17 protein-coding genes and 1 tRNA gene are annotated in these 20718 nt (G+C 67.6%); 10 read left to right on the forward strand and 8 right to left on the reverse strand.

Annotated elements, in window-relative coordinates; translation table 11 throughout:
* The first annotated feature begins 84 nt into the window (after window positions 1-84).
* The 6 genes from gltB to WKC72_RS18040 all read left to right on the forward strand — a co-directional run bounded on the left by gltB (window position 85) and on the right by WKC72_RS18040 (window position 10838).
* A complete protein-coding gene (gene gltB, locus WKC72_RS18015; protein ID WP_370183749.1) occupies window positions 85-4668 on the forward strand; it encodes a glutamate synthase large subunit in 4584 nt (1527 codons plus the stop codon).
* Window positions 4661-6163 carry a glutamate synthase subunit beta gene (locus WKC72_RS18020; protein ID WP_370183751.1) on the forward strand — a complete coding sequence of 501 codons (1503 nt, stop codon included), beginning with the start codon at window positions 4661-4663 and terminating at the stop codon, window positions 6161-6163. Before gltB ends, WKC72_RS18020 begins: the two co-directional genes overlap by 8 nt.
* Before the next feature lie 37 nt (window positions 6164-6200).
* The gene (gene pyk / locus WKC72_RS18025) at window positions 6201-7619 is read left to right on the forward strand and encodes a pyruvate kinase (protein WP_009473661.1); all 1419 of its coding nucleotides are present in this window, start codon (window positions 6201-6203) and stop codon (window positions 7617-7619) included.
* The gene (locus tag WKC72_RS18030) at window positions 7620-8498 is read left to right on the forward strand and encodes an acyl-CoA thioesterase II (protein WP_037237454.1); all 879 of its coding nucleotides are present in this window, start codon (window positions 7620-7622) and stop codon (window positions 8496-8498) included.
* 104 nt (window positions 8499-8602) lie between these two features.
* Complete coding sequence (locus WKC72_RS18035) at window positions 8603-8851, forward strand: hypothetical protein (protein ID WP_037237452.1); 249 nt, start codon at window positions 8603-8605, stop codon at window positions 8849-8851.
* A gap of 199 nt (window positions 8852-9050) precedes the next feature.
* Window positions 9051-10838, forward strand: a complete 1788-nt coding sequence (locus WKC72_RS18040; RefSeq protein WP_112300713.1) for an ABC transporter ATP-binding protein/permease — start codon at window positions 9051-9053, stop codon at window positions 10836-10838.
* Between the two features lies 1 nt (window position 10839).
* On the opposite strand, the gene WKC72_RS18045 is transcribed toward WKC72_RS18040, so the two are convergent.
* From WKC72_RS18045 to WKC72_RS18055, 3 genes are all read right to left on the reverse strand, one after another.
* On the reverse strand, window positions 10840-11865 hold the full coding sequence (locus WKC72_RS18045) for a DUF4185 domain-containing protein (protein ID WP_370183756.1): 1026 nt from the start codon (window positions 11863-11865) through the stop codon (window positions 10840-10842).
* A 25-nt stretch (window positions 11866-11890) separates the two neighbouring features.
* On the reverse strand, window positions 11891-12394 hold the full coding sequence (locus WKC72_RS18050; RefSeq protein WP_005260370.1) for an SRPBCC family protein: 504 nt from the start codon (window positions 12392-12394) through the stop codon (window positions 11891-11893).
* Between the two features lie 105 nt (window positions 12395-12499).
* Entirely contained in the window at window positions 12500-13375 is an 876-nt protein-coding gene (locus tag WKC72_RS18055; RefSeq protein ID WP_037237443.1) for a sigma-70 family RNA polymerase sigma factor, read from the reverse strand.
* A 97-nt stretch (window positions 13376-13472) separates the two neighbouring features.
* Here WKC72_RS18055 and WKC72_RS18060 point away from each other — a divergent pair, with 97 nt between their 5' ends.
* Window positions 13473-13928, forward strand: a complete 456-nt coding sequence (locus WKC72_RS18060; RefSeq protein ID WP_370183759.1) for a carboxymuconolactone decarboxylase family protein — start codon at window positions 13473-13475, stop codon at window positions 13926-13928.
* A gap of 84 nt (window positions 13929-14012) precedes the next feature.
* On the opposite strand, the gene WKC72_RS18065 is transcribed toward WKC72_RS18060, so the two are convergent.
* Window positions 14013-14086, reverse strand: a tRNA-Leu gene (locus WKC72_RS18065).
* A gap of 100 nt (window positions 14087-14186) precedes the next feature.
* Between WKC72_RS18065 and WKC72_RS18070 the strand changes: the two genes are divergently transcribed.
* Window positions 14187-14816 (forward strand): ANTAR domain-containing response regulator, encoded by a 630-nt coding sequence (locus tag WKC72_RS18070; protein ID WP_005260374.1) that lies wholly within the window; start codon window positions 14187-14189, stop codon window positions 14814-14816.
* Between the two features lie 38 nt (window positions 14817-14854).
* On the opposite strand, the gene WKC72_RS18075 is transcribed toward WKC72_RS18070, so the two are convergent.
* The gene (locus WKC72_RS18075) at window positions 14855-15694 is read right to left on the reverse strand and encodes an oxidoreductase (RefSeq protein ID WP_128641992.1); all 840 of its coding nucleotides are present in this window, start codon (window positions 15692-15694) and stop codon (window positions 14855-14857) included.
* A gap of 112 nt (window positions 15695-15806) precedes the next feature.
* Here WKC72_RS18075 and WKC72_RS18080 point away from each other — a divergent pair, with 112 nt between their 5' ends.
* Both WKC72_RS18080 and WKC72_RS18085 read left to right on the forward strand, forming a co-directional pair.
* Entirely contained in the window at window positions 15807-16367 is a 561-nt protein-coding gene (locus tag WKC72_RS18080; protein ID WP_037237433.1) for a TetR family transcriptional regulator, read from the forward strand.
* Window positions 16368-16533: 166 nt separating this feature from the next.
* The gene (locus WKC72_RS18085; RefSeq protein ID WP_037237430.1) at window positions 16534-17856 is read left to right on the forward strand and encodes an ABC transporter substrate-binding protein; all 1323 of its coding nucleotides are present in this window, start codon (window positions 16534-16536) and stop codon (window positions 17854-17856) included.
* Window positions 17857-17924: 68 nt separating this feature from the next.
* Here the strand turns inward: WKC72_RS18085 and WKC72_RS18090 are convergent, their stop codons facing one another.
* From WKC72_RS18090 to WKC72_RS18100, 3 genes are read right to left on the reverse strand one after another with little or no spacing between them, the layout of a single operon-like run.
* Entirely contained in the window at window positions 17925-18719 is a 795-nt protein-coding gene (locus WKC72_RS18090) for an ABC transporter ATP-binding protein (RefSeq protein ID WP_037237427.1), read from the reverse strand.
* Window positions 18716-19735 (reverse strand): ABC transporter ATP-binding protein, encoded by a 1020-nt coding sequence (locus WKC72_RS18095; protein ID WP_037237424.1) that lies wholly within the window; start codon window positions 19733-19735, stop codon window positions 18716-18718. The genes WKC72_RS18090 and WKC72_RS18095 overlap by 4 nt, the downstream gene beginning before the upstream one ends.
* Window positions 19728-20717, reverse strand: a complete 990-nt coding sequence (locus tag WKC72_RS18100) for a branched-chain amino acid ABC transporter permease (RefSeq protein ID WP_037237420.1) — start codon at window positions 20715-20717, stop codon at window positions 19728-19730. Before WKC72_RS18100 ends, WKC72_RS18095 begins: the two co-directional genes overlap by 8 nt.
* Window position 20718 lies beyond the last annotated feature (1 nt).

Raw genomic sequence — 20718 nt, forward strand, 5'->3', positions numbered from 1 at the left:
GGCGACCCCGCTAGCGGAGGCCGCCGACAGCACGTGCGGAGCGCACACACTGGTGGTCTTCCTGGCCGATGTGGAGGTATATCGGTGCTGTTCTCTCAGTTGCCCGGTCCCCAGGGCTTGTACGACCCGGACCAGGAAGTCGATTCCTGTGGCGTCGCCATGGTTGCGGACGTGCACGGCCGTCGCTCACACTCCATCGTCTCCGACGGACTCCTCGCCCTCGAGAATCTCCAGCACCGCGGTGCGGCAGGATCGGAACCGAACAGCGGAGACGGCGCCGGCATCCTTCTCCAGCTCCCCGCCGAATTCTTCGGGGGCGTCGTCGACTTCGATCTCCCCGCACCGCTCGACGACGGCAGCAGCACGTACGCGGCGGGCATCTGCTTCCTCCCGCAGGACCCGCAGGCGCGGGCGGCCGCGCAACGGCGCGTGTCCGACCTCGCGGCCGAGGAAGGGCTCGAGATCCTCGGCTGGCGCCGGGTGCCCGTCGACCCCGACGGCGCGGACGTCGGCTCCACCGCCCGGGCCTGCGAACCGCACATGAGCCAGTTGTTCGTCACCGCCCCCGCCGTCGGCGGGATCCGGCTCGGCGGCCTGGCACTCGACCGCCTGGTCTACCCACTGCGCAAGCGGGCCGAGCAGGTCACTCCCGAGGTCGAGTCCGAGGGCAGCGGCGTGTACTTCCCGTCCCTGTCGAGCCGGACCGTCGTCTACAAGGGCATGCTGACCACGTCCCAGCTGTCGCGGTACTTCCCGGACCTGCGCGACCCGCGGATCGCGAGTGCGATCGCCATCGTGCACAGCCGGTTCTCGACCAACACGTTCCCGTCCTGGCCGCTCGCGCATCCGTTCCGGTTCGTCGCGCACAACGGCGAGATCAACACGGTCCGCGGCAACCGGAACCGCATGCGCGCCCGCGAGGCATTGCTGTCGAGTTCGGTGATCCCGGGCGATCTGCGCAGGCTGTATCCGATCTGCACCCCCGACGCGTCGGATTCGGCGTCGTTCGACGAGGTACTCGAATTGCTGCACCTCGCAGGCCGCAGTGTGGCGCACGCGGTGATGATGATGGTGCCGGAGGCGTGGGAGAACGACACGTCGATGTGCCCCGACCGGCGGGCGTTCTACCAGTTCCACGCGTCGCTGATGGAGGCGTGGGACGGACCGGCGTGTGTGACGTTCACCGACGGGACCGCGGTCGGCGCCGTGCTGGACCGCAACGGCCTGCGTCCGGGGCGCTGGTGGCAGACCGTCGACGGGCGGGTGGTCCTCGCGAGCGAGAGCGGTGTCCTCGACGTCCCGCAGGCGGAGGTCGTGGCCAAGGGCCGCCTGGAACCGGGGCAGATGTTCCTGGTCGACACGTCCGAGGGCCGGATCGTGCCCGACGAGGAGATCAAGATGCGGCTCGCGGCGGAGCGGCCGTACGCCGAGTGGCTGTATGCCGGTCTGCTCGAACTGAAGACGCTGCCGGATCGTCCGCACGCGCAGCACAACCACGAGTCGGTGGTGCGACGGCAGGTGGCGTTCGGGTACACCGAGGAGGATCTGCGCATCCTGCTCGCGCCGATGGCCGCGTCCGGCGGCGAGCCCCTCGGCTCGATGGGGACGGACACGCCGATCGCCGTCATGTCGCAGCGTTCGCGGCTGCTCTACGACTACTTCGTCGAACTGTTCGCGCAGGTCACGAACCCGCCGCTCGACGCGATCCGCGAAGAGATCGTGACGTCGCTGTCGCGGGTCATGGGCCCGGAGCAGAACCTGCTCGAGCCGACTGCGGCGTCGTGCAGGCAGATCGTGCTGCCGTGGCCGGTGCTCGACAACGAAGAGCTGAACAAGATCATCAACGTGAACGCGGACGGCAACCATCCGGGGCTGGCCGCGACGGTGCTGCGCGCGCTGTACGACGTGGAGCGCGGCGGCGCGGGGATGGCCGAGGCGATCGAGGAATTGCGGGCCCAGGCGAGCGCCGCGATCGCGGAGGGCTACCGGACGCTGGTGATCTCGGACCGCGACTCCGATCACACCCGCGCGCCGATCCCGTCGCTGCTCGCGGTGGCGGCGGTGCACCATCACCTGGTGCGGACCAAGGAGCGCACCAAGGTGGCGCTGGTCGTCGAATCCGGCGACGCCCGCGAGGTCCACCACTTGGCGTTGCTCATCGGGTACGGCGCCGCGGCCGTCAACCCGTACCTCGCGATGGAGTCGATCGAGGACCTCGTGTCCGAGGGCGAACTCACCGGCGTCGAGCACACGATCGCTGTGCGGAACTACCTCACCGCTCTCGGCAAGGGTGTTCTCAAGGTGATGTCGAAGATGGGCATCTCCACGGTCGGCTCGTACACCGCGGCGCAGGTGTTCGAGGCGATCGGCCTGGACCGCGACCTCGTCCACGAGTACTTCAAGGGCACCGTCAGCAAGCTGGGCGGCGCCGGTCTCGACGAGATCGCCCGGGAGGTCACCGTCCGCCACCGGCAGGCGTACCCGGACAACCCGGCCGAGTTCGCCCACCGGCGGCTCGAGGACGGCGGCGAGTACCAGTTCCGCCGCGACGGCGAACTGCACCTGTTCACCCCGGAGACGGTGTTCCTGCTGCAGCACGCCACCCGCACCGGTCAGCACGAGGTGTTCGCGAAGTACAGCGAGGAGGTGAACCGGCTCGCCGAGGCCGGTGGCGCCCTGCGCGGCCTGTTCACGTTCCGCGAGGGCGTGCGCCCGCCGGTGCCGCTGGACGAGGTGGAACCGGTCGAGCGGATCGTCACACGGTTCAACACCGGTGCGATGAGCTACGGCTCGATCTCCGCCGAGGCCCACGAGACGATGGCCGTCGCGATGAACAACCTCGGCGGACGCTCCAATACGGGCGAGGGCGGCGAGAACGTCGACCGTCTCTACGATCCGTCGCGCCGCAGCGCCGTCAAGCAGGTGGCGAGCGGGCGGTTCGGCGTCACCAGCGACTACCTGATCAACGCGAGCGACATCCAGATCAAGATGGCGCAGGGGGCGAAGCCCGGTGAGGGCGGCCAGCTGCCGGCGTACAAGGTGTACCCGTGGGTCGCGGAGACCCGGCACTCGACGCCGGGGGTCGGGCTGATCTCGCCGCCGCCGCACCACGACATCTACTCGATCGAGGATCTCGCCCAGCTGATCCACGACCTGAAGAACGCCAACGACCGGGCCCGGGTCCACGTGAAGCTGGTCAGCTCGGTGGGTGTGGGAACGGTCGCCGCCGGCGTCAGCAAGGCGCACGCCGACGTGGTCCTGATCTCCGGGAACGACGGCGGAACCGGCGCCACCCCGCTGACGTCGATGAAGCATGCCGGGGCGCCGTGGGAGATCGGGCTGGCCGACGCCCAGCAGACGCTGGTGCTCAACGGTCTCCGCGACCGCATCACCGTCCAGTGCGACGGAGGGATGCGCACCGCGCGGGACGTCGTGGTCGCGGCGCTGCTGGGTGCAGAGGAGTTCGGGTTCTCGACGGCCCCGCTGATCGTGGCGGGCTGCATCATGATGCGGGTCTGCCACCTCGACACCTGCCCGGTCGGTGTCGCCACCCAGAACCCGGAGCTGCGCAAGCGGTACACCGGCAAACCGGAGTTCGTGGAGGAGTTCTTCCGCTTCGTCGCCGAGGACGTGCGCCAGTACCTGGCGAACCTCGGGTTCCGCAGCATCGACGAGGCCGTCGGTCACGCCGACGTCCTGGAGACCGCGCAGGGGATCGCCCACTGGAAGAACCGCGGACTCGACCTCACCCCGATCTTCGCAATGCCCACCGGGCCGGACGGGACGCCGCTGCCACAGCGGCGCCGGGACCGCGACCAGGACCACGGACTGGACCGGGCGCTGGATCGCACGCTCATCCAGCTGGCCGAGGGTGCACTCGAGGACGCGCACGCCGTCGAGATCGAGATGCCGGTGCGCAACGTCAACCGGACCGTCGGCACACTGCTCGGCGCGGAGGTCACCCGCCGGTACGGCGCCGCCGGGCTGCCGGACGACACGATCCGGCTCACGTTCACGGGTTCGGCCGGGCAGTCGCTCGGCGCGTTCCTGCCGCCGGGAATCACCATCGACCTGACCGGTGACGCCAACGACTACGTCGGCAAGGGATTGTCCGGCGGGCGGATCGTGGTCCGTCCCGCCGACGACGTCCTGTTCGTCCCGGAAACCCAGGTGATCGCGGGCAACACCCTGCTCTACGGTGCCACCTCGGGGGAGCTGTATCTCCGGGGCCGCGTCGGCGAACGCTTCTCGGTGCGCAACTCCGGTGCGTCGGCCGTCGTGGAGGGCGTCGGCGACCACGCCTGCGAGTACATGACGGGCGGACGGGTCGTGATCCTCGGACCGACCGGCCGCAACATGGCGGCCGGAATGTCCGGCGGCATCGCGTACGTCCTCGACCTGGACCCCGAGGACGTGAACCCGGCGATGGTGAAGCTCCTGCAACCTGACCCGGACGACCTCGACTGGTTGTGCGGCGCGGTCACCCGGCACCACCGGTGGACCGGTTCCGCGGTGGCGGCGTCGGTGCTCGCCGACTGGCCCCGCCGCTCCGCACTGTTCACCAAGGTGATGCCGGTGGACTACCAGCGGGTGCTGGACGCGACCCGGATGGCCAAGGCCGAGGGTCTCGACGTCGACACTGCGATCATGGAGGCGGCACGTGGCTGATCCACAGGGATTTCTGCACATCGTCAAGAAGGAGGCGCGCAAGCGTCCGGTCGCGGAGCGGGTGCACGACTGGCACGAGGTGTACGCGCCGCAGAGTCCGGCGGACCGGGCCACCGAGGTGTCCGAGCAGGCCGCCCGGTGCATGGACTGCGGAATCCCGTTCTGCCACTCGGGAAGTGCGGGCTGCCCGCTGGGCAACCTGATCCCGGAGTGGAACGACCTGGTGCGGCGCGGCCGCTGGTCGGCGGCCAGTGAGCGGTTGCACGCCACCAACAACTTCCCGGAGTTCACGGGGCGGGTGTGCCCGGCGCCGTGCGAGTCGGCGTGTGTGCTCTCGCTCGCCGACACACACACGACGGGCAGCGTCACCATCAAGCGGATCGAGCAGGCCATCGCCGACGTCGCGTGGGAGTCCGGCACGGTGGTGCCCAAGCCGCCGATGATCGCCACGGGACGCAAGGTCGCGGTGGTCGGTTCCGGTCCGGCCGGCCTCGCGGCGGCGCAGCAGCTGACCCGGGCGGGGCACGACGTCACCGTCTACGAGCGCGACGACCGGCTCGGGGGACTGCTGCGGTACGGCATCCCGGAATTCAAGATGGAGAAGGCGATCCTCGATCAGCGCCTCATGCAGATGCGCGCCGAGGGAACGCACTTCGTCACCGACTGCGAGGTCGGCGTCGACCTCACCGTGGAGCAGATGCGCGAGAAGTTCGACGCCGTCGTGCTCGCGATCGGCGCGCTCCGGGGCCGCGACAACACCACCGTCGAGGGCCGGGAGCTGAATGGGATCCACCTCGCGATGGAACACCTCGTCACCTCGAACAAGGAATGCGAGGGTGACGGTCCCGCGACCATCACCGCCAAGGGCAAGCACGTCGTCATCATCGGCGGCGGCGACACCGGGGCCGACTGCCTGGGAACGGCGCACCGCCAGGGCGCGCTGTCGGTGACCCAGCTGGACTACAACCCGGAATTGCCGGCGGAACGAGACGAGGCCGCGACGCCGTGGCCCGCGTGGCCGATGGTGCTGCGCACGTCACCCGCGCACGCCGAGGGCGGTGTCCGCCGATACCAGGTCGCGGTGCAGCGCTTCCTCGGTGACGAGAACGGGAACGTCCGATCCATGGTGCTCGCCGAGGTCCGGGTCACCCGCGAGGACGGCAAACGCATCATCACGCCGGTCGGCGAGGAGATCGAATTACCCTGCGAACTAGCGCTTTTCGCGATCGGATTCGAGGGTGTCGATCTCGGTCCGTTGCTCGACGACTACGGACTGTCGCCCACCCGGCGCGGATCGCTCTCCTGCGGACCGGACTGGCAGACCACCGCGCCCGGGGTCTTCGTCTGCGGGGACGCGCACCGCGGCGCGTCGCTCGTGGTGTGGGCGATCGCGGAGGGCAGGTCCGCGGCGCACGCCGTCGACGTGTATCTGACCGGGGCGTCGGACCTCCCGTCGCCGGTGCATCCGACGGCGCTCCCGCTGGCAGTCGTCTAAATGGAGAAGGGCGCGCGGGACGACTAGGCTCGAGGCCGTGAACCGACGCACGAAGATCGTATGCACACTTGGACCTGCTACCGCCACCGGTGACCGTATTCGCGAGCTCGTCGAAAGCGGTATGGACGTGGCGCGGCTGAATTTCAGCCACGGCGAACACGCCGACCACGAGGAGAACTACAAACGCGTCCGGGCGGCCTCGGACGCGACGGGGAAGGCGGTCGGTGTCCTCGCCGACCTCCAGGGCCCGAAGATCCGGCTCGGCCGGTTCGCCGAGGGGCGCACCACGTGGGCCAACGGTGAGGAAGTGCGGATCACCGTCGACGAGGTCGAGGGCACCCACGACCGCGTGTCCACCACCTACAAGCAGCTCGCCGAGGACGCCAAGGCCGGTGACCGCCTGCTCGTCGACGACGGCAAGGTCGGTCTCGTCGTCTCCGGTGTGGACGGCAACGACGTGATCTGCCGGGTCACCGAGGGCGGCCCGGTCAGCAACAACAAGGGTGTCTCCCTGCCGGGGATGAACGTGTCGGTCCCGGCGCTGTCGGAGAAGGACATCGCGGACCTCGAGTTCGCGCTCGGCCTCGGCGTCGACTTCATCGCCCTGTCGTTCGTGCGGTCGCCTGCCGATGTGGAACTGGTTCACGCCGTGATGGATCGGGTCGGTCGCCGGATCCCGGTGATCGCGAAGCTGGAGAAGCCGGAGGCGATCGACAACCTCGAGGCGATCGTGCTGGCGTTCGACGCGGTGATGGTCGCCCGCGGTGACCTGGGTGTGGAGTTGCCGCTCGAGCAGGTGCCGCTGGTGCAGAAGCGGGCGATCCAGATCGCCCGGGAGAACGCGAAGCCGGTCATCGTGGCCACCCAGATGCTCGAGTCGATGATCGAGAACTCGCGGCCCACCCGCGCCGAGGCGTCCGACGTCGCCAACGCCGTGCTCGACGGTGCGGACGCGGTGATGCTGTCCGGTGAGACGTCGGTCGGTAAGTACGTGATGGAGACGGTGCGCACGATGGCGCGGATCGTCGAGGCCGTGGAGAACGAGTCCACCCAGGTGCCGCCGCTGACCCACGTGCCGCGTACCAAGCGCGGTGTCATCTCGTACGCCGCCCGCGACATCGGGGAGCGGCTGGACGCGAAGGCGCTGGTCGCGTTCACCCAGTCCGGGGACACGGTGCGCCGCCTGGCGCGGCTGCACACGCCGCTGCCGTTGCTGGCGTTCACCCCGCTGCCGGAGGTGCGCAGCCAGTTGTCGCTGACGTGGGGCACCGAGACGTTCATCGTCGACCCGGTCGAGAGCACCGACGCGATGGTGCGGCAGGTCGACCACGCGCTGCTCGGGTTGGGTCGGTACCAGAAGGGTGAACTGGTGGTCATCGTGGCCGGGTCGCCGCCCGGCACCGTAGGCTCGACCAACCTGATCCACGTCCACAGAATCGGCGAAGAGGACCACTAGGTGAGCGAAGTCGCGGCGAAGACCGATCTCCAGACCCTGCTCGAACTTCTCGATCTCGAGAGGACCGGGGAGGACACGTACCGAGGTCGGCATCCCGCGCAGGTGGGGAGCCGGACGTTCGGCGGCCAGTTGATTTCCCAGGCACTGGTCGCCGCCGGCCGCACCGTGAGCGGCGAACGCGCCGTGCACGCGATCAACGCCCACTTCATCCGCGGCGGCAACGTCAAGGAACCCATCGAATACCGCGTCGAGCGGCACCGTGACGGCCGGGCCTTCGCGAACCGCCAGGTCACGGCGCTGCAGAACGGTGAGGAACTGTTCGTCATGCTGGCGGCGTTCCAGGACTGGGGTAAGGGTCTCGAGCATGCGGTCGAGGTGCCCGACGTCCCGTTCCCGGACACGCTGCCGCCACTGGGCGACCACTTCCTGGGTTACGAGGATCGACTGAAGATGTTCGTCGACGCGCTCAAGCCGATCGACATGCGGTACGCGAACGACCCGTCGTGGATCATGAAGGGCACGGGGGAGAAGCTCACCCACAACCGGGTCTGGATGAAATCGGACGGCGACCTTCCGGACGACCCGCTGATCCACGTGGCCGTCATGGGCTACTCGTCGGACACCACCGTCCTGGATTCCATCATCACCACCCACGGATTGTCGTGGGGGCTGGACCGGATCGTCGCGGCCACCGTCAACCATTCCATCTGGTTCCACCGGCCGTTCCGGTTCGACGACTGGACGCTCTACGCCACGGAATCGCCGGTCGCGGCGGGGTCCCGCGGCCTCGCGACGGGGCGGTTCTTCTCCCTGGAGGGCGAGCTGCTGGCCACCGTGGTCCAGGAGGGTCTCATCCGGCACTTCCCGCCGCGGAAGTAGCGCCCCGCCATTCCTTTGCCACCGAACGGTTTTGAACGGTAGTTCAACTGGGGGCCGCGGCGTATGGTCGGTCTGGAATCTCCGAAACGGAACGGACGTGCACAATGAGCGCAGACGCACCCGAGCAGAAGAACACCGGCCGGCAGGCCGAGAGCGAAGTTCCCCTTCCCGACGACGAGGCGCTCGCCGAAGCCAAGAAGAAGGTGGAGGAGATCGACGCCCGCTACGAGCCGGGCGCCCGGGAGACGGTCGTCCTGCCCGGCTCCGACGGCACCGTGTCGGGTACCGCGTTCGACGACTACGTCGACGACGAAGGCAACCTGAAAAAGCCTGAGCCCGACAAGGACTCGTAGACTCCCCGTCGGCGGGGCCTGTTCTCCCTGCCCGGATGCCCCGCCCGTGTGGCCGAAACCGCGCAAATGGGACATCGGGCGACGTGTGGGTGAGCATCGATGCGTGTCCTGCGCGTATCTCTCGCCGATGACCGAGGTCCGGGGTTACACTTCTCCATCTTTTCTGGTGAGTTTCACCTCGTGATCGGGGATATGGGTCGTGGACTGGAACAACGTCGTCTGGGACAGCTCGATGTGGCTGCTCAAGGCCTACGTCATGACTGTCGTCGCGTTCGTCGTCGTAGTGATACTGCTCGCGCGGTTCACCAAATGGGGCAGGCAGTTCTGGCGCTTCGCCGCGCCGTACTTCGATCCGCGGCGCAGCCTCAAGCCGTTGACCATCCTGGCGGTGCTGCTGCTGTCGACGGTCTTCGCGGTGCGGATGACGGTGCTGTTCTCCTACTGGTACAACGACTTCTACGATTCGATCCAGAACCTGGACGAGTCGGCTTTCTGGCACTTCCTCCGCGTATTCGCCATTCTGGCGACGGTCCACGTGGTGCGGGCACTGATCGAGTACCTGATCGGGCAGACCCTCGACATCGACTGGCGGACGTGGCTCAACCACCATCTCGTCGACGACTGGCTCGACAGCCGCGCCTACTACCGCGACCGGTTCCTGGACGACGCGATCGACAACCCGGACCAGCGCGTCCAGGCCGACATCACCAACTTCGTGACCACGTCCCGCTCGCTGTCGATGGGCGCGGTGACCGCCGTGCTGTCGATCGTGTCCTTCACGGGAATCCTGTGGGATCTGTCCGGCCCGATGACGGTGTTCGGCGTCGAGATCTCGCGGGCGATGATCTTCCTCGTCTACATCTACGTGCTGGTGACCACGGTGGTGGCCTTCTGGATCGGCAAGCCCCTCATCAAGCTGAACTTCCTCAACGAGAAACTGGGCGCCAACTTCCGCTACGCGCTGATCCGGGTGCGGGAGTACGGCGAGAGCATCGCGTTCTACCGCGGCGAGAACGTCGAGCGCCGCACCCTTGCCGGGCGGTTCGCGGACGTCATCCGGAACATGTGGCAGATCGTGTTCCGGACGTTGAAATTCAGCGGATGGAACCTCACCGTCAACCAGACGGCCGTCATCTTCCCGTTCCTCGTGCAGGGTCCGCGACTGTTCACCGGTCAGGTGTCGCTCGGTGACGTGATGCAGACGTCGCAGGCGTTCGGTCAGGTCCACGACTCCCTGTCCTTCTTCCGTGAGTCGTACGCCGACTTCGCGAGTTTCCGCGCCACCCTGATCCGACTCAACGGTCTGGCCAACGACAACCAGCACGCCGCCGAACTTCCGATCCTGAAGACCGGCAAGTCGGGCGACGACCTCCAGGTCGAGAAGCTGGACGTGCGCATCCCGACGGGGCAGACCCTCATCGAGGGGCTCGAGCTGACCGTGACCCCCGGGCAGTCGTTGCTGGTCAAGGGCCCGTCGGGCTCGGGCAAGACCACCCTGCTCCGCACGCTCGCCGATCTGTGGCCGTACGCAGACGGCACGGTGTCGCGGCCCGCGGGGGAGGCGATCTTCCTGTCCCAGCGGCCGTACCTGCCGCTCGGTTCGCTGCGGACCGCACTGGCATACCCGAAGGAGCCGACGGCGGCCGACGACGTCGTGCGTGGTGCGCTGTCGAAGGTGTCGCTCGGCAATCTGGGGGATCGGCTCGACGAGACCGCCGACTGGACGCGGATCCTGTCGCCGGGTGAGCAGCAGCGTCTCGCGTTCGCGCGGGTGCTGATCGCGCGCCCCGCGGTGATCTTCCTCGACGAGGCCACGTCGGCCATCGACGAGGGGCTCGAATACACGCTCTACACGTTGCTCAGGACCGAACTCCCGGACAGCATCGTGGTGAGTGTCGGCCACCGCAGCACCCTTAACCAATTCCATTCCCGCGGTGTGGAACTCGAAGGGGAGGGGCGGTGGACGGAGTCGGAACTCGTCGGGTGAGCTACCCGGCGTCCAGCCGGGTCGCGAACTGCAGGACGCGGTAGGGGTCCCCGGTCGTCGTGTTCCATTGCGACACAAACAGATGCAGCTCGTCCAGCGTGGACGCCGGATGGATGAATCCGCCGTAGATCTGCGCCCACGTGCCGTCCGTCGCTCCCCAGTCGCCCCCGGCGACCTGCACGGTCGGTTCCGACCACGGTCCGTCGATACGCGCCGCCGTGCGAGTGACGATCGCGTACGCGGTGGGATCGAAGTACGCGAGGACCCAGGTGCCGTCGATCCGTCGCAGGCACATCTCCCCGACGGGGCCCGGCAGGATCGGGGTCGCGGGCTGCCCCCACGCCCATCCCGTGCCGCGGTCCCAGCCCCAGTGTTCGTAGGCTGCGGGCTCGAGGATGCACGATTCGGGGACCCGCCGGAGGATCATCCCACCCGGGTGGGTGCGGTCGAACGCGCTCGAGACGACGTAGACGTAGCCGTCGTGCCGTTCCATCGTCCACAGCTGATCGAGCGACCCGCCGAGGTTGTCCCAACGGGCGGGTGAGCGGTGCCAGTTGTCGCCGCCGTCGTCGGACCAGGCGAGATACGTGAAGTTCGTCGGCCACGCCCGTGACCTCCACGAGTGCACACTGACGACGGACAGATACGTCCGATCACCGATCGTGACGGCGTCTGCGGGCACGACGGTGAACTCGGTGCCCGCCGACTCGCGGTCGGGGAGTTCGCGGACGTCGTGCGCGTTCGGCAGGATCTCCCTCGCCGTCCGGCCGCCGGCCGCGGATTCGAACTCGACGCCGCCGCGCAGATCTGTTGTGGTGGAGCGCAACATCACGGGGCTGCGCCACCGCCTGCCGTGTCGGCCGCGTGAGCTGAACGTGTCGCCGAAGAAGAACGCGACCCTGCCGTCGGCCAGGCGCGTGGGACAGCCGAGGTCGGTGCCGCGCACACCCCATCGTCGCGTCGCCCCTCCGGTGACCTCCTTCACGAAGGTCGCTGCCGGTGTGGTCGTGCTGCCCGCGATACGCACTCCTGGCAGTAGGTGAATCCGGTCGTCAGGACGTCTTGCGGTAGGACGCGGCGAGTTCGTCGGCCCGATCCCACGGCGACCAGTCGACCTCGCGGCCGTCCAGTTGCGCTTCGACCACCTCGAGTCCCGCGTGCCAGCCGGCGGCGTGGGCGTAGGCGGATTCTTCTTCTTCCACCGTGTGGGTGAGCGTCAGCCAGCAGCCTCCGCTGCCGTCGGGGACGAGTTCCCAGTGCAGCGTCTCGGCGTCCCATAGGTACTCGAGGATGTGGGCGGGATGCACCGAGATGACCGTCCCGGTGGTGGTCTGATCTGCGGGCAATCCGAATCGGCGCACCTGCTCCGGCGTCACCCGGAAGACGAGCTCGGCGCCCGGAGTGAGGTCGAACTCGACGTCGGCGGGAAACCAGGCCTTCAGGTACTGCGGGTCGGTGAGAACACGCCACACCTTCTCCGGCGAGTGCGAGAGCGCCTGCTGGAATCGAAGGGCTACCCGCCCGTCGTAGGTGAAAGTGACGGTGCCGAGCTCCATGGGTGACCTCCGTGCTCGAGGGCGTACCTGTCCCACCATGGTACTGGCAGGACGGCGCAGATCCCCAGGATCCGGCACAAAAAACCGCCGCTACCTGCGGGGTCGTCAGTCGCCGGCGTGGGCGAGCCTCAGACGCTGCAGGCGGTGCGGGTCGGCAAGGATGTCGATCCGGGCGATCTTCCCACCTGAGACGGTGAAGGCCATGACCGAGAAGGTCTTTCCCCCGGGTGCGGTCACGACCCCGGCTGCGCCGTTCACCAGGGCGAGCCGGGCGAAAGGAGCGAAGCGCGAGAAGGTGAGGGCCTGCTCGCTGACGGCGCGGGCTCCGCGCACCACGTCGGATCCCTCCGCGCCGCGGTCGGCCCGCAGGACGATGTCCGGGTCGAGCAGAGCGAGGAGGTCATCGAACCGGCCACCCCGCGAGGCGGCCATGAAGGCCTCGACAATCTCCCGCTGCCGGGCCAGATCGGTATCCGGGGCGGGTCCCGACCCCTGGACGCGGCGGCGCGCGCGGCTCGCGAGCTGGCGGGCTGCGGCGGGGGTGCGTCCGGCGATCGCGGCGATCTCGTCGAAGGACAGGGCGAACATGTCGTGCAACACGAATGCGAGCCGCTCGGCGGGTGTCAGCGTGTCGAGAACGACCAGCAGCGCGAGTCCGACGGAGTCGCCCAGCACCGCTTCGTGCTCGGGGTCGGCCCCGTCCAATTCGCTCACGATCGGATCCGGCACATGGACATCCAGGGGCTCCTCGCGGCGAGTCTTCCGTGAGCGGAGCATGTCGAGGCAGACCCGGGCGACGACCGTCGTCAGCCAACCCGGCAGGTTCTCCACATCCGACGTCTCGGCACGGCTGAGCCGGAGCCAGCCCTCCTGCACGGCGTCCTCCGCTTCGCTGATCGAGCCGAGCATCCGATAGGCGACCGCCGACAGATGCGTCCGGTTCTCCTCGAAGCGGTGCGCCAGAACTTCGTTGTCGTTCATCTGTCACATTCTGCCGTCGTGGTTCGTCATGTCAGTGAGAACGAAGATCAGCCGGTGTGACTTCAGATCACCCGAATACCTTTGGAGGCAGGCAATCATGAAAGTCCGGATGACCAACCCCGCGATGATCGTTCCCGACGCCATGAAGTCTCTGCTGGCTCTGGGAAAGGCAGCGACGAAGGCGGACGTGCCGCCGGTGACCCACGCACTCGTCCATCTGCGGTCTAGCCAGATCAACGGCTGCAGCGTGTGCGTGGACATGCATTCGCGTGAGTTGGAGAAGGAAGGGGAGACCAACGAGCGGATCTTCGCGGTGGCGGCGTGGCGGGAGGCTCCGTACTTCAGCGACGCCGAACGCGCGGCCCTGGCGCTGGCCGAGTCGATGACCCGGTTGAGCGATCGTTCGGACCCGGTCCCCGACGACGTGTGGAACGAGGCCGCCCGGCACTACGACGAGCAGGCCCTCGCGTCGCTGGTCCTGTCGATCGCCACCGTGAACCTGTGGAACCGTCTCAACGCCGCCACCCGGCAGGTCGCGGGCGGACAGTGGTGACGCACACGCCCTGACGGGGAACGAGACGCGAATCGCAGGTCAGAGAAAGTATCTGACCTGCGATTCGCGGAGAAATCCTGGCAGTGCCCTCGGTGAGACTCGAACTCACACTGGACGGGTTTTGAATCCGTTTCCTCTGCCAATTGGGATACGAGGGCGTGTTGCGCTGTACCACTGTAGAAGATCGCCGTCGGGAGTCAACCACCGGTACCCTTCTAACGTTCGCTCCCCGCGCCGGGGTCGTCCGAGCAGAGGAGAATGGTGGCCATGAACGCTCCCCAGCAGCAAGGTGTGCCGTCGCAGCCGCGACGGGTCGTGGTGGCCGAGGACGAGGCGCTGATCAGGCTCGATCTGGTCGAGATGCTGCGGGAAGAAGGCTACGACGTGGTCGGTGAGGCGGGCGACGGGCAGGCCGCCGTCGACCTGGCGGTGGAGCTCAAACCCGACCTCGTGATCATGGATGTGAAGATGCCCCGTCGCGACGGCATCGATGCGGCCTCCGAGATCGCGGCGAAACGTATTGCGCCCGTGGTCATTCTCACAGCGTTCAGTCAGCGCGAGCTGGTGGAGCGCGCCCGCGACGCCGGGGCGATGGCGTATCTCGTCAAGCCGTTCTCCACAGCCGACCTGGTTCCTGCGGTCGAGTTGGCGGCCAGCCGGTTCAAGGAGGTGACCGCGCTCGAGCGGGAGATCTCCGATCTGTCCGAGCGTCTGGAGACCCGCAAGATCGTCGAGCGGGCCAAGGGCGTCCTGATGGAGAAGCAGTCCCTGACCGAGCCCGAAGCGTTCAAGTGGATCCAGCGGGCGGCGATGGACCGCCGGTCGACGATGAAGGCGGTCGCACAGGTGGTGCTCGAGACCCTCGGTGGGGAAGCCCCCACCAGCTGACCCGCGAGATCGGCGACAGCCGATGCGCTTTCGAAGCGTCAGGTGCCGGCGGGGAAGTCCGCGGATCGGCTGACGTCGGCCCACCGGTGGGCCTCGGCGGCGCGTTCGCGGGAAGACTTCTCGGTCATGTCGACGGCGCCGGCCCCGAGTAGCAGACGCAACGGGGCGTCCTCGGCGGCAACCACATCCAGGATGATCCGAGCGGCCCGGGCGGGGTCTCCGGGCTGGGTGCCGTCGGTGTCTCGCCGGTAGCGGTTCATCGCGCCGACCGTCGCCTCGTAGTCGGGGCCGACCGAGCTGCGTCGCATCGACGAACCCTGCCAGTCGGTGCGGAACGCGCCCGGTTCGACGATGAGCACCTTCACGCCGAACGGTTTCACCTCGGCCGCCAGGACTTCGGAGAAACCCTCGACGGCGAACTTCGCTGCCTGATAGGCGCTCAGCCCCGGCGTGCCACCGACGCGACCCCCGACAGAGGAGAACTGCACGAAGCAGCCGCTGCGCTGCTCGCGCAGAATCGGCAGTGCCGCCCGGGTGACGTTGACGACGCCGAAGAAGTTGGCTTCGATCTGCTGCCGGAAGTCCTCGTCGTCCATTTCCTCGATCGGGACGCTGTTGGCGTAGCCGGCGTTGTTCACCACCACGTCGAGGCCCCCGAACTCGTCGACGGCAGTGGCGACCGCCGTACGGGCGGCCTCGGCGTTCGTGACGTCCAGGGCGACCGCCCGAACGCGGTCGCCGTACGTGTCGACCAGGTCGGTCAGCTGTTCGGGCCGGCGGGCGGTGGCGACGAGGTTGTCGCCGCTGCCCAGGATCGCGGTCGCGAGTTCCCTGCCGAAACCACGTGAGGTTCCGGTGACGAGCCAGGTCTTCGACATGCTGTACTCCATCCCGCGTTGTTGCAACTGACTGGTTGGTTGCTGAATGGATTCCATGAAACACCGGCAAGGAGGTGCTGTCAACCAACTATTTGGTTGATAACCTGGTCGCATGGTGCGCGATGCAGAGGCAACGAAGAAACGACTACTCGACGCGGCGGCGGCCGAGTTCGCCGAATTCGGCATCGCCGGCGCGCGGGTCGACCGCATCGCCCTGGCCGCGAAGGCGAACAAGTCGATGATCTACGCGTACTTCGGCGACAAGGGGCAGTTGTTCGACGCGGTATTCGCCGCCCACGTGGTGGCCTTCACCGAGCAGGTGCGGTTCGACGCCACCGACCTCCCGGGCTACGCGGGGCGCTCGTTCGACCTGTACGAGGACAACCCGGCGACGCTCCGGCTCGCCACCTGGTACCAGCTCGAGCGGCCCGACGGTGACCCGCTCCAGGTGGTGGTCGCGTCCAACCGGTCCAAGCTCGCCGACATCGAGCGAGCGCAGAGAAGTGGCGTGCTGCCAACCCGATTCGAGCCCGTGGAACTGCTCGCGGTCGTCAGGTCCGTGGCGATGTCGTGGCATACGCAGACACCGGAACTCGGCGCCTCGGCCCCCGCGGACCGGGCCCGCCGACGGCAGGTGGTCGTCGACTCCGTGCGCCTTCTCGTCGGCACCTGAGGCTCGCCACGCTACGACCGCGTAAACACTCGTCGTATTCAGATCACAGTAAGGTCACGAGCCTTTCTGGACGGATCGCGAATGCCGCCGGACGGCTAGCGTCTGATCCGACAGCGGACGCCAACTCGGGTGGCGCCCGCACTCAGGTGATCTAAGGAGAGTTTGGATGGCTAAACGGACCCTCGTGCGGGCGGCCGCGGTTCTCGGCGCGGCATCACTCGCACTGGCAGGTTGTAGTTCGGACAGTGGCGACGACTCCGCGAGTGGGAGTGACAGCTCTGCCTCGGCCACCACGGTTTCCACCGACTGCACGCCCGAAGAGGCGGCGGCAGCGGGTGCCCCGTCCACTGCGCCGCTGAAGATCGGAACCCTGCTCCCCGACACGGGAAGCCTCTCCTTCCTCGGACCGCCGATGGTGGCGGGCACCCAGCTCGGTGTCAACGACGTCAACGCGGCCGGTGGAGTTCTCGGCCAGCCCGTGCAACTGATCCCCGGCGACTCGGGCGACACCACCACGGACACGGCGAACACCACCGTGGACCGGGAACTGGCCGCGGGCACCCAGGTGATCATCGGCGCGGCATCGTCCTCGGTGTCGCTGAAGGTCATCGACAAGGTGTCCAGCGCAGGCGTCGTGATGTTCTCCCCGGCCAACACGTCCGACCAGTTCGTCTGCTACCCGGACAAGGGCCAGTACTTCCGCACCGCCCCCACCGACGTGCTGCAGGCTCAGGCTGTGTCACAGCTCATCTCGGACGACGGCGGCCAGCGCGTGTCCATCCTGGCCCTCAACGACCCGTACGGAACCGGGCTCGCCGACAACATCCAGAAGAACCTCGTCGACGCGGGCATCCCCGAGGATCAGATCCAGAAGATCATCTACGACCCCAACGCGCAGTCCTTCAACTCCGAGGTCGACCAGGTCAAGGACTTCGCCCCCGACGCCGTCGCGGTGGTCGGATTCGAGGAGTCGGCGAAGATCATCACCCGTATGCACGAGGTCGGCATCGGCCCGTCCGACGGCATGAAGGTATACGGCGTCGACGGCAACATGGGTAACGCGCTCGGCGAGTCGGTGGCCGCACCGCTGCTCGACGGCATGCAGGGCACCACGCCCCTCACGGACGTCGGTCCGGCCTTCCAGGATCGTCTCAAGGGCATCAACCCGGGGCTGATCGACTTCAACTACGCCGGTGAGTCCTACGACGCCGTAGTCGTTTCCGCGCTCGCCGCGGAAGCCGCGAAGTCGACGGCCGGTCGCGACATCGCCGCGAACATCAACGCCGTCACCGAGGGCGGAACACCGTGCACGTCGTACCAGGAGTGCCTGCCGCTCGTGCAGGCCGGCACGGACGTCGACTACAACGGCATCACCGGCAAGCTCGACTTCGCCGCTGCGGGCGAGCCGTCGATCGGTTCGTACGGCAAGCTGAAGTTCGGTGCCGACAACAAGCTGACGACGGACGGGTACATCGTCGTCGGCGGGTGATCGCACTCACCTGAAACGGACTGTGGGCCAGGGAAACCTGGCCCACAGTCGTGTCCGGAACCGCCGAACTATTTCTTCTCCTGACTTCCCGCGAGGGTCCCGAGGTACAGCTCGATCACCTTCGGGTCGTGCATCAGGTTGGGTCCGGAGTCGGTGTAGGCGTTGCGGCCCTGGTCCAGGACGTAGCCGCGATCGCAGATCTGCAGGCACCGGCGGGCGTTCTGCTCGACCATGATCACCGAGACGCCCGCCGCGTTGATCCGCTTGCAGCGGATGAACACCTCGTCCTGGAACATCGGGGACAGTCCGGCGGACGGCTCGTCGAGCAGCAGCACGGACGGATCCATCATCAGTGCCCGTCCCATGGCGACCATCTGCCGTTCACCGCCGGACAGGGCGCCCGCCTTCACCTTCTTCCGCTCGACGAGCAGCGGGAAGAGATCGCCGACGAACGCGAACCTCTCCGCGAAGAGCTTGGGCCGCAGATACATCCCCATCTCGAGGTTCTCCTCGATGGTGAGCGACGGAAAGACGTTCTGCGTCTGCGGGACGTAGCCGACACCCTTCTGCACGAGAACGTGGGCGGGTTTGGACGTGATGTCCTCACCGCGCAGGGTCACCGATCCCTCACGCACCGGTATCAGCCCGAACAGCGACTTCAGGAGCGTGGACTTCCCGGCCCCGTTGGGGCCGATGATGCCGACGATCTCACCCTCGCGCAGGAAGAAATTGCATTCGCGGAGGATGTTGACGCCGGGGATGTAGCCGGCCACCACGCCGTCCGCGCGGACGAGGGCACCCTCGGCGAGCCGGGCATGCTCCTCGGGTGTGGCCGCGAATTCCGCTGGGGTCAGTTCGGTCATGGGTTCTCACGCCTCAGCTCGGTGATGTCGGGTTCGGAGAGGTCGCCGCCGGTCTCGAGGGTTTCGGCCTCGGCGTTCTCGAGTGCCTCGGCCAGAACGGCCGTCGCGCCCACCGGATTCCCCTCGTCGTCGAACTCGAGTGCCTGATCGTGGTGGCTGCCCAGATAGGCATCGACCACCGCGTTGTTGGACGAGAGGTGTTCCGGTGTGGATTCGGCGATCACACTGCCCTGCGCCATCACCACCACCCAGTCACTGATGTCGCGGATGACGTCCATGTCGTGTTCGACGAACACGACGGTCATGCCCTCGTCCCGCAGCGATTTGATGTGCCCGAGCAGGCTCTGGGTGAGCGCCGGGTTCACACCGGCCATCGGCTCGTCGAGCATCACCACGGTCGGCTCGGTCATCAGCGCCCGCGCCATCTCGAGCAGCTTGCGCTGTCCGCCGGACAGCGAGCCGGCGAGATCGTCGGACTTGGTGTCGAGTTTGAACCGCGCGAGCAGTTCGTTGGCTCGTTCGGTGACGGCCCGTTCCTGCGCCTTCCACGTCCACGGCAGAAGCGTGTTGAAGATCCGCTCGCCGCGTTGCCCGGTGGCGCCGAGCCGCACGTTGTCGAGCACCGTCAGCTTCGACAGCGCCTTGGTGAGCTGGAACGTGCGGACGACGCCGCGGCGGGCCACCTGGTGCGGATACATCCGGCCGAGGGACTGGCCATCCATCGACCATGTGCCGCTGTCCGGCCGGTCGAAACCGGTGAGCAGGTTGAACAGGGTGGTCTTGCCTGCACCGTTCGGACCGATCAGTCCGGTGATGCAGCCGCGCTGGATCTCCAGATGCGCCACGTCGACGGCCTTGAGCCCGCCGAACGTCCGGGACACGTTGTCGACCACCATGATCGGGTCGGGTTTCGGTGCGCCGGGGGAGTGCGGGACGCCCGTGAAGATCGAGGCCCGTTCCTCGGCGGTGAGCACGGTGTCGGTCTGCAGATGATCCGGCAGTCTGTGGTCAGGCATTGAGCTGCACCTCCCGCTTGTTGCCCAGTATGCCCTGCGGCCGGAAGACCATCAGCACCGCGATCATGATGCCGAGCAGGACGAACCGCATGGCCCCGACCTGCTGTTCGGTCAGCGGCAGCAGCGGCTCCGGCCCGGAGATGGCCTGCCGCAACAAGGCGTCGGGGATGGCCAGCAGGAACCAGAACAACATCGCGCCGACCACCGGTCCGAAGACTGTGGCCGCGCCGCCGAGGATGAGGGCGCCGAACGCGAAGAACGTCTGCGCGGTGGAGTAGAAGTCGGGGTTGATCGACTTGGTCTGCAACGCGTTGAACACGCCGCCGAGCCCGCCGATCATGCCGCCGAGGACCAGCGCCTGCATCTTGTAGACGAAGACGTTCTTGCCGAGTGCGCGTGCTGCGTCCTCGTCCTCCCGGACGGCCTTGAGGACGCGGCCCCACGGACTGTGCGTCAGGAGGTACACGAACCCGCACAGCACCAGGACGAGAGTCCATCCGACGACCATCGACCAGAGGTCGTCGCCGTAGAACTTCACGCCGAGGATGTTGTACTGCTTGCCCGAGTCGAACGGGCTGAGCGTGGTGAACGGGTCGGCGAAGCCGAACAGGCCGTTGGTGGATCCGGTGATGGAATCCGAAGCGGTGGAGCGGAATATCAGCCGCAGGATCTCCGACGCGGCGATCGTGACGATGGCGAGGTAGTCGGCCCGCAACCGCAGCGTCGGGATACCGAGGACGACGGCCAGCAGTCCGGCCGCGGCCAGACCGACGAGGATGCCGACCCACAGCGGCTGCTGGTAGGTGACGGTCATGATCCCGACGCCGTAGCCGCCGAGGAGTGCGAAGCCGATCTGACCGAAGTTCAGCAGTCCGGCGTAGCCGAAGTGCAGGTTGAGGCCGATCGCCAGCAGCGCGTAGAAGATCGCGGACGGGCCGATCAGCTGGGCGAGCGAGACCTGGAGTGCTCCTGTGATGTCCATG

This window comes from Rhodococcus wratislaviensis (genome assembly GCF_041228765.1).
Classification (GTDB): domain Bacteria; phylum Actinomycetota; class Actinomycetes; order Mycobacteriales; family Mycobacteriaceae; genus Rhodococcus_F; species Rhodococcus_F wratislaviensis.